Below are 12,750 nucleotides of genomic sequence, written 5' to 3' on the forward strand. Positions count from 1 at the left end.
GCTTTTGGATTTATATATGTTCTAACAATTCAATTAAATTATTATATATTCATTCGACAAGTACGTATAAAGACCTTGCAAGCCACTTTTATTATAAAATAAAAAATAGCCCATCTCTTTAAATAAGAGATGGGCTATTTTCATTACTTAAATTATTTTACAATGTGAATTGGCATTCCAAGAGCAACTTCAGCTGCTTCCATTGTGATTTCACCTAATGTTGGGTGAGCGTGGATTGTTTGAGCGATATCTTCTGCTGTCATTCCAGCTTCGATAGCTAAACCAATCTCAGAAATAATATCAGAAGCGCCTGCACCTGCAACTTGAGCACCTACAAGAAGACCATCTTCTTTACGTGTTACAAGTTGTAAGAAACCGTCAGTGCTGTTTAATGATAATGCACGACCGTTAGCAGCGAATGGGAACTTAGATACAGTTACAGTCATTCCAGCTTCTTCAGCTTGTTTCTTAGTGTAACCAACAGATGCTAATTCTGGATCAGTGAAGCATACTGCAGGAATTCCGATGTAATCGATAGCTGACGCATGGCCACTAATTGCTTCTACAGCTACTTTACCTTCGTAAGAAGCTTTGTGAGCTAATGGTGGTCCAGGAACGATATCACCGATTGCATAGATGTTTGGTACATTTGTACGACATTGCTCATCGATTTCGATGATGCCGCGGTCAGTCATTTTAACTCCAACTTGCTCAAGACCGATTTCTTGAGTGTTTGGACGACGACCTACAGTTACTAATACGTAATCTGCTTCTACAGTTTGGATTTCACCTTTAACTTCGAAGCTAACTTTTACGCCAGTTTCTGTTTCTTCAACGCCTTTAGCCATAGCTTTTGTATGGATTGTTACGTTACCTTTTTTCTGTAGAGCACGTTTAACAACAGAGCTCATAGCTTTTTCGAAACCAGCTAAGATTTCGTCGCCAGCTTCTACTACAGTAACTTCTGTACCGAAGTTAGCATATGCAGTACCTAATTCCATACCGATGTAACCGCCGCCGATTACAACAAGTTTTTTAGGAATTTCAGGTAAGCTTAAAGCACCTGTAGAGTTGATAACACGTTTAGAGTATTTGAATCCTGGAATTTCGATTGGTGTAGAACCAGTTGCAAGAACAGCATTTTTAAACGTATAAGTTTGAGCTGCATCTTCAGTCATTACGCGTAATGTGTTAGCATCTACGAAGTAAGCTTCACCGCGAATGATTTCAACTTTGTTACCTTTAAGAAGGCCTTCAACACCGCCAGTTAATTTCTTAACTACGCCGTTTTTCCATTCTTGAACTTTTGTAAAGTCAACTTTTACGTTCTCTGCAGTGATACCCATGTCATCAGAATGCATTGCATTCTCATAACGATGACCTGCATTGATTAACGCTTTTGAAGGAATACATCCAACGTTTAAGCATACGCCACCAAGGTTAGCTTTTTCAATGATCGCTACCTTTTGACCTAATTGTGCTGCACGAATTGCCGCAACGTATCCACCAGGACCTGCACCAACAACGACTGTATCTAATTCAATTGGGAAATCTCCTACTACCATTGTTATTACGCCTCCATTACTAATAATTGTGGGTCATTCAATAGACGTTTAATTTGGTTTAATGCTTTTTGAGCAGTTGCGCCGTCAATTAAACGATGGTCAAAGCTTAGAGATAATGCTAATACTGGAGCTGCAACGATCTCACCGTTTTTCACAACTGGTTTCTCAGCGATACGGCCGATACCAAGGATTGCTACTTCTGGGTGATTGATAACTGGAGTGAACCATTGTCCACCTGCAGAACCAATGTTTGTAATTGTGCAAGAAGCGCCTTTCATTTCAGCAGGAGCTAAACGACCTTCACGTGCTTTACCAGCAAGATCATTGATCTCGTTAGAAATTGTGAAGATAGACTTGCGATCTGTATCTTTAACAACTGGTACTAATAGACCTTTGTCTGTATCAGCTGCGATACCGATGTTGAAGTAATGTTTATGAACTACTTCTTGAGAAGCATCATCTAAAGAAGTGTTTAACATTGGATATTCACGTAATGCAGATGTTAAAGCTTTAACAACGTATGGAAGGTAAGTTAATTTAATACCTTTGTCAGCTGCAACAGCTTTGAACTTCTTACGGTGAGCAACAAGTTCAGTTACATCTACTTCATCCATTAATGTTACGTGAGGAGCTGTATGCTTAGAGTTAACCATTGCTTTCGCAATTGCTTTACGGATACCACTCATTTTCTCACGAGTTTCTGGATATTCACCAGCTGGGATTGGTTGTGCTTTTGGTGCTTCTTCTTTCGCTGCTGCTGGAGTAGCTTCTACTGCTGCTGGAGCCTCAGTTGCTGCTACCGCTTGTCCACCATTTGCAAATGCATCGATGTCAGCTTTTACGATACGACCGTTCTTACCAGAACCAGCTACTTTATGAATGTCTACGCCGTTTTCACGAGCATATTTACGAACAGATGGCATAGCGATTACGCGCTCATTTACTACTTCTGCAGTTGCTGCTGGAGTAGCTTCAGCTTTAGGAGCTTCTTCTTTTGCTTCTTCAGCTTTAGGAGCTTCGTCATGATCGTCGCCTTTAAATTTAAGGTTTTCGTATCCAGGAGCATCAAATTTAATTAATGTATCTCCAACTACTGCAACCGTACCTTCTTCTACAAGTACTTCAAGTACTTTACCTTTAACAGGAGAAGGAATTTCTACTACTGCTTTATCATTTTGTACTTCAAGAAGTACGTCGTCTTCGTTTACTTCGTCGCCTGGTTTAATAAACCATTTTACGATTTCACCTTCGTGGATACCTTCACCGATATCTGGTAGTTTAAATTCAAATGCCACGGAATTCAGCCCCCTGATTCATTTCTTTATTATGGAATATGGCAAAAGAAATCAGCATGTGCTGATTTCTTTTGCACATGAATAAGTAAAAATTAGAAGTTCATTACTTTGTTAACAGCTTCAACAATATCTTTGTGGTTTGGTAACCATACGCTCTCAGCTTGAGAGAATGGGAATACTGTATCAGCAGCTGCAACACGTACAACTGGAGCTTCTAAGTTTAAAATTGCACGGTCGTTAATTTCCGCTACAACGTTAGCTGCAATACCAGCTTGTTTTTGAGCTTCTTGAACTACAACTACGCGGCCTGTTTTTTCAACAGAAGCGATGATTGTTTCGATATCTAATGGTTGAACTGTACGTAAGTCAACAACTTCTAAAGAGATACCTTCTTTTTCAAGTTCTTCAGCAGCTTTTAATGCAGCGTGAACCATAGCACCGTAAGCGATAACAGATACATCTGTACCTTCACGTTTGATGTCAGCTTTGCCTAAATCAATTGTGTATTCGCCTTCTGGTACATCTTGACGGAATGAACGGTACAATTTCATATGCTCTAAGTAGATAACTGGATCGTTGTCACGAATCGCAGAGATTAAAAGACCTTTTGCATCGTATGGAGTAGATGGAATAACAACTTTTAGACCAGGTTGTTGAGCCACTAAACCTTCTAAGCTATCAGCATGTAGTTCAGGAGTATGAACACCACCACCGAATGGAGAACGAACTGTTACTGGAGCAGTCCAACGTCCACCAGAACGGTAACGCATACGAGCTAATTGACCAGAAATTGAATCCATTACTTCATAAACGAAACCGAAGAATTGGATTTCTGGAACTGGACGGAATCCTTCAAGTGCAAGTCCAACTGCAAGTCCACCAATACCAGACTCTGCAAGTGGAGTATCCATTACACGGTCTTCACCGAATTCAGCTTGTAAACCTTCAGTAGCACGGAATACACCGCCGTTTACACCAACGTCTTCACCAAACACAAGTACGTTAGGGTCATTTTTCATTTCAACGCGTAAAGCATCAGTGATTGCTTGAATCATTGTCATTTGAGCCATGGCTTACTTCGACTCCTTTTCTTTGTAAATTTCATATTGTTCAGCTAAGTTGTAAGGCATTTTTTCGTACATGATTTCCATTAAATCAGTAACTTTTTGTTTTGGAGCTTGGTCAGCCTTAGCAATTGCTTGTTTGATATCTTCTTTTGCTTCTTCGATTACTTTCTCTTCAACTTCTTGTGACCATAGGCCTTTGTTTTCTAAGAATGCACGGAAGCGTACGATTGGATCTTTTTGTTCCCATTCGTTCTCGATATCTTTTGTACGGTAACGAGTTGGATCATCACCAGCCATTGTATGTGGACCGTAACGGAATGTTAAAGTCTCGATTAAAGTAGGACCTTCGCCATTTACTGCACGCTCACGAGCGAAAGCAGTTGCTGCGTATACAGCTAATGGATCCATACCGTCTACTTGAATTCCGTAAATACCTGCTGCTACTGCTTTTTGTGCTACAGTTTTAGCTGCAGATTGCTTTTCTACTGGAGTAGAGATTGCATAACGGTTGTTTTGTACAACGAAGATTGCTGGAGCTTTGAATGCGCCCGCAAAGTTCATACCTTCATAGAAGTCACCTTGTGAAGCACCACCGTCACCAGTGTAAGTAATTGCAACAGACTTTTTACCACGTAATTTCATACCTAACGCAACACCAGCAGTTTGGATGATTTGCGCACCGATGATGATTTGTGGAGCAAGTGCATTTACGTTCTCAGGCATTTGGTTACCCATGAAATGTCCACGAGAGAATAAGAATGCTTGGTATAATGGTAAACCGTGCCATACTAATTGTGGCACATCACGATATCCTGGTAAGATAAAATCTTCTGCTTCAAGTGCGAAATGACTTGCTAATTGAGAAGCCTCTTGTCCAGCTGTTGGTGCGTAGAAACCTAAACGTCCTTGACGGTTTAAAGAAATAGAACGTTGATCTAGTACGCGAGTATACACCATACGGCGCATTAATTCTTTTAATTGATCATCAGATAATTCAGGCATAGCTGCTTCATTCACAACTTCGCCTTTTTCATTTAAAATTTGTAATGTTTCAAATTGAGCTGCGATAGCTTTCATTTGCTCATCAACATTAAATAGGGTCTTTTTTGTTTTAGTACCCATTCCGTTCACCTCTTCCTCTCTTGAACCATATTCTGAAACGCTTTCACTACCTATTAGCTAGATGGAAACCGCAACAATGTAAACCAACAAATTTATTTGTCGGTTGAGAATAATTTTGTGTACCTAACAATCTGTACTAATGTTTTTTCAGAAACATATTAATACAATCTTGATCACGTTTTTTAGTTTACAACTATTCTAATTACGATGTCAATTACTTTGAATACGTTTTTTTATAAATAATCTGCAGGTTTCTCCCACACAAACGTGTTTTTATTTTTCACATCTGTATTAGTAAGCATTAACCTACTGTTATATTATTCCCTTTTTAACTTGTTTTTTCTCTTAGAATAATATGTAAACGATTTAATTCCCTTTAGTTTTTCTCTCTTCTTAGCAAAAATATACAAACTCTTCTTCCTTTTATAGGTAATTACCCATACATTTCTACTCTTCCCTCCATACATTATAGTAACCGCAGTATTAGCGGGAAATGATAAAGGAGGTCATCTCATGTACGGATATTCATATTGCTATCCAACTTGTTCATATCCTTCCTACGGTTATGGCGGTTCTTGTGGTGGGTCTGGACGCGGCTTCGCCTTAATCGTTGTGTTGTTTATTCTTTTAATTATCGTTGGTGCTGCTTGCATTCGCTAATGTAAAAATGAAACAACTATGGAAAGAAAGAGACGGCTCTGCCGTCTCTTTCTTTTTATTCCTACATAACCGATCTATCTTCCCCTTACTTGCCGATGACTTTTTCCATCTCCTTTGGTAGACTAAAAGGGAAAGGAGAGATTACATATGCTTACAATGAAAGATGTAATTCGCGAAGGAGATCCTATTTTGCGAAACGTTGCAGAAGAGGTAGTACTACCAGCGAGCGAAGAAGATACAAATACTCTTAAAGAAATGATTGAATTTGTAATAAATAGCCAAGATCCTGAAATGGCTGAAAAATATAGTTTACGCCCTGGAATCGGATTAGCGGCTCCGCAAATCGGTATTTCAAAAAGAATGATTGCGGTTCATGTAACAGATACGGACGGTACGTTATATAGTCATGCATTATTCAATCCAAAAATCATTAGCCATTCTGTTGAACGTACATATTTACAAAGTGGTGAAGGCTGTCTATCAGTAGACCGTGAAGTACCTGGTTATGTCCCTCGTTATACAAGAATTACAGTGAAAGCAACTTCTATTAACGGCGAAGAAGTAAAATTACGTTTAAAAGGGTTACCAGCAATTGTATTTCAACATGAAATTGACCATTTAAATGGTGTTATGTTCTATGACCATATTAATAAAGAAAATCCATTTGCCGCTCCTGACGATTCAAAACCTCTGGAGCGATAGTAAAAAAGGCGGAATATACTCTTCCGCCTTTTTACTATATGAAATAGATTCCATATTCACTTATAGCAATCCAGCCCATTTTAAACCGTGATATATACCGTCTTCACTAACATCCTTTGTCACATGATTTGCAAGTTTTTTCAAGTCTTCATGCCCATTCCCCATCACAATACCTGTCCCAACTGCTTCAATCATTTCTAAATCATTTAAGCCATCCCCAAATGCATACACTTGTTCACGGTTAAATCCTAGCTTTTCAATGAATTTCTCAATCCCTTTTGCCTTAGAACCACCATTTGGAATAATATCCATTGAATACGCATGCCAGCGAATAAAATGAAAGTCTGGGTACTGATTTATAAACTTTTCTTCTTCATTTACTTCACAGAAAAGAAGTGTTTGATAAATATTACGCTTCTCATAAAAATCAGGTTCATATGCCGGATGCTCAAAATGTAAACTTCCAAAACCTTCTTTCACATAATCATGATATTCCACTGATGCTCTCATTTGTTGATGATCAAGATATACAAGTGGATATCCTTCTTGTTTTGCAAACTGAGTAAACTTATGTAGAGCAGCTGGATGTAATGGGTTATTAAATACTACCTCATCTTCAAATACAACGTACTGTCCATTAAAGCTAACATAATTGTGGATATTAAGTTCCTTACGAATATCTTCGAACATAAATGGCGCACGTCCTGTCGCAATTGCTACATGCACGCCTTTTTCTTGTAACTGCCTTACTGCGTCTCGCGTAGATTGCGGAATCTTCTTATCATGATCTAATAATGTTCCATCAATATCAAAAAAGACAATTTTATCATTCATTTGTCAAAATCCTTTCTGTTACTCTATATTCCTATTTTGATTATCGCTTTTCAAATGCTAAAAAAAAGTATAACATATTAAACATCTGTGAAGAAAGCGTTCACTTTCTGACCTTATTTATGAAACCTGCATATATATATTAGTAAAAAATGTGGATACTTGTTCGTATGAATTTTCTTTTCTATTCTTTCTCATACTATAGTTATAACTAACGGCTACTAATCGTTACTATAGAATAACTTTCTCTGTATGAGAAAAGACAAGATTCAACATTCACTTTTATCCTCTTTCTTATATCAGAGACGGCGTTTTCACTAGTAATATGCATGTTTAAAATAAGGAAAGGAAGGAGTAATCATGCTGAAGAAGCTGAAGAAAAAGCTGAAGCGTTATTTAAAAGATCTAGTCCGTAAAAAGACAATCGCTTAAATTGTGCCCATTTCGGGCTTTTTCTTCATTCTCATTCGAAAAAACATGAAAATCGTGACTGTTTGCTTTATAATAAGTAACAGATAATGCAAAACATAGACAAGGAGAGGTTTTCCAAATGATTTTTAAAGTATTTTATCAAGAAAAAATGACTGAGGTTCCAGTACGTGAAAATACAAAAGTTTTATATTTAGAGGCTACGTCTGAGAAGGATGTTCGTACAAAATTAAATAAGTTCGCATATAATATCGAATTCGTTCAGTCTGTGACTGGCAATCATCTTGAATATGAAAAAGAAAACGCTGATTTAACATTAGCGGAAATCGTATAGCCATATGAAATTTCTAAAGAATGATCAAGCAGCCGTTTTTGCTTTAGGTGGTCTTGGTGAAATCGGTAAAAATACATATGCTGTTCAATTTCAAGATGAAATTATTATAATTGACGCTGGAATTAAGTTTCCAGAAGACGAACTCCTCGGAATCGATTATGTAATACCAGATTACACTTATTTTGTGCGAAACGAAGATAAAATTAAAGGGCTATTCATTACACATGGTCACGAAGATCATATCGGTGGAATTCCTTACTTATTACGTCAAGTGAACATTCCGATTTATGGCGGAAAATTAGCAATTGCACTAATCAAAAACAAATTAGAAGAGCACGGATTACTTCGTAAAGCCAAGCTTTATGAAATTCAAGAAGATGATGTTATTAAATTTAAAAAGACATCTGTTTCCTTCTTCCGTACAACTCACAGTATCCCAGATTCATACGGAGTTGTTGTGAAAACACCTCAAGGACAAGTGGTTCATACTGGAGATTTCAAATTTGACTTCACACCGGTTGGTGAACCAGCGGACTTAACAAAAATGGCTGAAATCGGAAAAGACGGTGTACTTTGTCTCTTATCTGACAGTACAAACAGTGAAGTTCCAAACTTTACAATGTCTGAGCGCCGTGTTGGTGATAGTATTCAAGATATTTTCCGCAAAGTAGAAGGTCGTATTATCTTCGCAACCTTTGCATCAAATATCCATCGCTTGCAACAAGTCGTTGAAGCGGCTGTTGAAAACAATCGTAAAGTGGCTGTATTTGGCCGAAGTATGGAGGCAGCGATTGAAATCGGACAAAACCTCGGTTATATTCGCTGTCCGAAAGATACATTCATAGATGCATCTCAATTAAATCGTCTACCGGCTAATAAAGTTGTTATTTTATGTACAGGTAGTCAAGGGGAGCCAATGGCAGCACTTTCACGTATTGCTAATGGTACCCATCGTCAAATTCAAATTATTCCTGGCGACACAGTTGTGTTCTCTTCTTCACCAATCCCTGGTAATACAATTAGTGTAAGCCGTACAATTAATATGTTGTACCGTGCTGGTGCTGATGTAATCCACGGAAAACTGTCAAACATTCATACGAGTGGACACGGTGGACAAGAAGAACAAAAACTAATGCTTCGTCTAATTAAACCGAAGTATTTCATGCCAATTCATGGTGAATATCGTATGCAACGTATGCATATGAAATTAGCAAATGATTGTGGTATTCCAGAAGAAAACTGTTTCATTATGGATAATGGTGATGTTCTTGCCTTACGTTCAGATGAAGCAAGTGTAGCTGGTAAAATACCATCTGGATCTGTTTATATTGACGGAAATGGTATTGGAGATATCGGTAATATCGTATTACGCGATCGTCGTATCCTTTCTGAAGAAGGACTTGTCATTGTCGTTGTAAGCATTGATATGAAAGAATTTAAAGTTGCAGCAGGGCCTGATATTATCTCACGTGGTTTCGTTTATATGCGCGAAAGTAGTGATTTAATTAATGATGCTCAAACATTAATTACAACTCATTTAGAAAAAGTAATGGAACGTAAAACAACACAATGGTCTGAAATTAAAAATGAAATTACAGATACATTAGCACCATTCCTATATGAGAAAACGAAACGTCGCCCAATGATTTTACCAATCATTATGGAGATATAAGAAAAAGGACAATACCTTTATGGTATTGTCCTTTTCTCTTATCTTAAAAAGTGCTTGAAACGATCTACTTCATCGTCATGACCAATTACAATTAATATATCTCCCGCTTGAATGTTTTCCGTAGCTCGAGGGGATACAATAACTTCTTTACCACGTTTAATCGCTACAATATTCAATCCAAACTTCGCACGAATATCTAATTCGATTAAAGAATGACCATCAATTTTTTTATTTGCAATAATCTCTACAATGCTATGCTCATCTGAAAGCTCAAGATAGTCTAACACATTACTTGATGCAATATTATTTGCAATCCTTTTTCCCATATCACGCTCTGGGTGCACAATGTGATCTGCTCCTATTTTACTTAATACTTTTTCATGGTAATCATTTTGAGCTTTTACAGTAATATTTTTTACACCTAACTCTTTCAGAATTAACGTTGTTAAAATACTTGAATTTAAATTGTCTCCAATCGCAACGACTACATGATCAAAATTACGAATACCAAGACTTTTTAATACCATCTCATCTGTTGAATCTGCAATTACAGCATGTGAAGCTATATTTGCAAACTCATTAATTTTATCCTCATCTGAGTCAATTGCCATTACTTCCATACCTAATTGAGCAAGTTCCCGACAAATACTTCCACCAAAACGCCCAAGCCCAATGACAGCAAATTCTTTCTCTTTTTCACCCACAAGAATTCCTCCAATAACATCGAATACTATGTATTTTTATTGTAACATACTTTAGATTTGCTACAAAAACCTGTATATCATTCTTATTTTTGTTTTTGCATATAAAAATACTGTTGTAAATAAAATGCGATACTGAAAATTAACATACCAAATACAAATATGTTTCCAAATGAACTAAACGTTTCGAAAACGAATAATAACGTTTCTTGTCCGAAGAAAGCAAATAATAGTTGTGTAAATGCGAATAGCAATGCCAATATATAATGGTGTTGATGGAATAAATAATGCGTTGCACCTAAAAAAGCGATAAACGAAAGAATGAAAATCCACCAATTTTCTAAAAACAGTTGCCAATTCGTAAATTGATATCCATTTACTAATATCGCAATAATTGCTATAACCGCCATCGTTGGCACACTCCATAACAATGCACGCCCTCTAAAGAAATGCGTACCTTTTACATCTCCCTTTTCATTTGCAATGTATGTTAGCACGACAGTACTTATATACAACACAGAGAGAATTGTTAAAACAATTATGAGCCAAAAATGCAACTGATAATATTCATGTTCTATATTCGTCACGATAGCAGCTAGCATACACGGTATTAGCATTCCCGTCCAACCATCTACTTTTCTCTCATTCCAAAATACCGTATTACCAATACGAATTCCTAATAGCATAAAAATAATGATACCTAGTACAAATAATGTAGTCTTATTTCCTACTAAGCTCGTTGAAAAAGCAATTAATCCAATAAATAAAAAAAGAACAAACCCATTCATAATTTCTAGTACAGGTGATAAATACCTTTTCACCCAGTTGTATGTCTCTTCATATTCATTATTATTCGCTAAACGGTAGGCATAAAAACTTATCCCAAAATAAACCGCCGCAATAATAACATATGTATATAAAACAAAACATAAAATCGCACTGCTAATCTGCACGTAATTCCCCACCCTTTTTTCTACGTTTCACCTTGATTTTACACACTTTCCACACGAATTGTAAACATATATAAGCTAGTTAACTAATCATCTTCTCAATAAGCGATAACGAATAATGAGCAGCGGCTCAAAACCACTGCTCATTATTTTATCCATTTGTATGCCGATGTGTATTCAAAACAAATATAAAAGATGTTTTCACCTTGGAACTAACAAATACCCACCAAGTTGGCGAGCAAATTTACTTTCTAGTTCCCTTCCACTTTACATATTGATCTAAAAATACGATAGCTTTCTCAATAGCCTCTTCATCTGGCTTTAATTTTGCATGATGTAAACCATATTCTGAATTTACCCCAAGCCAAAACATAAATCCAGGAATCTCTTGAAGCATATAACCAAAATCTTCACCTGTCATTGCCTCAGTACATGTAATTACTTTCATATCAGTTTGTTCACTTACAAATTGCATAAACTCTCTCGTTAATGCTTCATGGTTGTATACTTGGTGATACATCGCTCCGTAGTCAATAACCGCTTCACATTGGAAGGAAGCTTCTATACCTGCAACAATTGCCTCAATCCTACTTTTCACACGACTCATTGATTCCACTGATAACGTTCGAATCGTTCCTTCTAACCGAGACTTTTCTGCTATGATATTTTGAACTGTACCGCCTGTTATTTTTCCGATTGTAATTACTGCACTATCAAGTGGGTTTACATTACGACTAATAACAGACTGAAGCTGTGTAACAAGGTGACTAGCTGCGACAATCATATCATTTGCAGTATGAGGATAAGCTGCATGTCCACCTTTCCCCTTTAAATCAACATATAACTCTGATGTATTTGCAAATAATAGCCCCTCTTTTGTAGCAATTGTCCCTACAGGGTATTCAGGTGCAATATGAAGGCCGAGAATAATATTCGGCTTCCATTCTTTTAACTCTTCACTCTCTAACATAGGAAGAGCCCCTCCAGGCCCTTCTTCAGCTGGTTGGAATAGAAATACAAGGTCATCATCTATTCTTTCTGTTACAGCTGCTGTTAGGAGGCCTAAACCGATTGTCGTATGTAAGTCATGTCCACATGCATGCATCATTCCTTCATGAACAGAAGCGAACTCATATCCAGTTTCCTCTGTAATTGGTAAACCGTCTATATCTGCGCGATAACCTATAACTTTTTCTGGATTTTTTCCCTTTACTTTAACAATGACACCCGTTCTCCATACTTTCACTTCCACATGTTCATTCGAAAGCGTTCCTATGTAATCTAAAATATACTGCTGTGTTTTCCACTCTTTAAATCCAATTTCCGGTATTTTATGTAAGTCTCTACGAATTTGAACGAATTTGCTTACTGCCATTTTTGCACCTCTATCTATAAAAAGCGTAAGAGCCTGTTTATGCTCTT

At 37.1% G+C, this 12,750-nt stretch carries 12 protein-coding genes; 4 read left to right on the top strand and 8 right to left on the bottom strand.

Translation table 11 applies throughout. From position 1 onward, the window contains the following. Positions 1–152 precede the first annotated feature (152 nt). The 4 genes from lpdA to pdhA all read right to left on the bottom strand — a co-directional run bounded on the left by lpdA (position 153) and on the right by pdhA (position 5,049). Positions 153–1,565 carry a dihydrolipoyl dehydrogenase gene (gene lpdA, locus MR070_RS01200; RefSeq protein WP_000260111.1) on the bottom strand — a complete coding sequence of 471 codons (1,413 nt, stop codon included), beginning with the start codon at positions 1,563–1,565 and terminating at the stop codon, positions 153–155. Between the two features lie 5 nt (positions 1,566–1,570). Beyond that, on the bottom strand, positions 1,571–2,860 hold the full coding sequence (pdhC, locus tag MR070_RS01205; protein ID WP_000863427.1) for a pyruvate dehydrogenase complex dihydrolipoyllysine-residue acetyltransferase: 1,290 nt from the start codon (positions 2,858–2,860) through the stop codon (positions 1,571–1,573). Between the two features lie 92 nt (positions 2,861–2,952). Then, positions 2,953–3,930: a pyruvate dehydrogenase complex E1 component subunit beta gene (gene pdhB / locus MR070_RS01210; RefSeq protein WP_000068166.1), complete on the bottom strand. Its 978-nt coding sequence runs from the start codon at positions 3,928–3,930 to the stop codon at positions 2,953–2,955. A gap of 3 nt (positions 3,931–3,933) precedes the next feature. Then, positions 3,934–5,049, bottom strand: coding sequence for a pyruvate dehydrogenase E1 component subunit alpha (gene pdhA / locus MR070_RS01215; protein WP_000536893.1), 1,116 nt, complete (start codon positions 5,047–5,049; stop codon positions 3,934–3,936). 513 nt (positions 5,050–5,562) lie between these two features. Here pdhA and MR070_RS01220 point away from each other — a divergent pair. Continuing rightward, positions 5,563–5,709 (top strand): YjcZ family sporulation protein, encoded by a 147-nt coding sequence (locus tag MR070_RS01220; RefSeq protein ID WP_000274562.1) that lies wholly within the window; start codon positions 5,563–5,565, stop codon positions 5,707–5,709. Positions 5,710–5,856: 147 nt separating this feature from the next. Next, positions 5,857–6,411 carry a peptide deformylase gene (gene def, locus MR070_RS01225; RefSeq protein WP_000957059.1) on the top strand — a complete coding sequence of 185 codons (555 nt, stop codon included), beginning with the start codon at positions 5,857–5,859 and terminating at the stop codon, positions 6,409–6,411. A gap of 60 nt (positions 6,412–6,471) precedes the next feature. On the opposite strand, the gene MR070_RS01230 is transcribed toward def, so the two are convergent. After that, entirely contained in the window at positions 6,472–7,245 is a 774-nt protein-coding gene (locus tag MR070_RS01230) for a Cof-type HAD-IIB family hydrolase (protein WP_000998290.1), read from the bottom strand. 547 nt (positions 7,246–7,792) lie between these two features. On the opposite strand from MR070_RS01230, the gene MR070_RS01235 reads away from it, so the two are divergent. Both MR070_RS01235 and rnjA read left to right on the top strand, forming a co-directional pair. Further along, on the top strand, positions 7,793–8,005 hold the full coding sequence (locus MR070_RS01235) for a DNA-dependent RNA polymerase subunit epsilon (RefSeq protein WP_000576444.1): 213 nt from the start codon (positions 7,793–7,795) through the stop codon (positions 8,003–8,005). Positions 8,006–8,009: 4 nt separating this feature from the next. Beyond that, complete coding sequence (rnjA, locus tag MR070_RS01240; RefSeq protein WP_000670368.1) at positions 8,010–9,677, top strand: ribonuclease J1; 1,668 nt, start codon at positions 8,010–8,012, stop codon at positions 9,675–9,677. A gap of 38 nt (positions 9,678–9,715) precedes the next feature. Here rnjA and MR070_RS01245 read toward each other — a convergent pair whose 3' ends face one another. From MR070_RS01245 to MR070_RS01255, 3 genes are all read right to left on the bottom strand, one after another. Further along, the gene (locus tag MR070_RS01245) at positions 9,716–10,381 is read right to left on the bottom strand and encodes a potassium channel family protein (RefSeq protein WP_000504032.1); all 666 of its coding nucleotides are present in this window, start codon (positions 10,379–10,381) and stop codon (positions 9,716–9,718) included. 83 nt (positions 10,382–10,464) lie between these two features. Next, positions 10,465–11,331 (bottom strand): hypothetical protein, encoded by an 867-nt coding sequence (locus MR070_RS01250; RefSeq protein ID WP_001167329.1) that lies wholly within the window; start codon positions 11,329–11,331, stop codon positions 10,465–10,467. Positions 11,332–11,572: 241 nt separating this feature from the next. Beyond that, complete coding sequence (locus MR070_RS01255) at positions 11,573–12,703, bottom strand: N-acetyldiaminopimelate deacetylase (RefSeq protein ID WP_000301165.1); 1,131 nt, start codon at positions 12,701–12,703, stop codon at positions 11,573–11,575. Between the last annotated feature and the right edge of the window lie 47 nt (positions 12,704–12,750).

Source organism: Bacillus cereus group sp. BfR-BA-01453 (assembly GCF_022662915.1).
Lineage (GTDB): Bacteria > Bacillota > Bacilli > Bacillales > Bacillaceae_G > Bacillus_A > Bacillus_A paranthracis.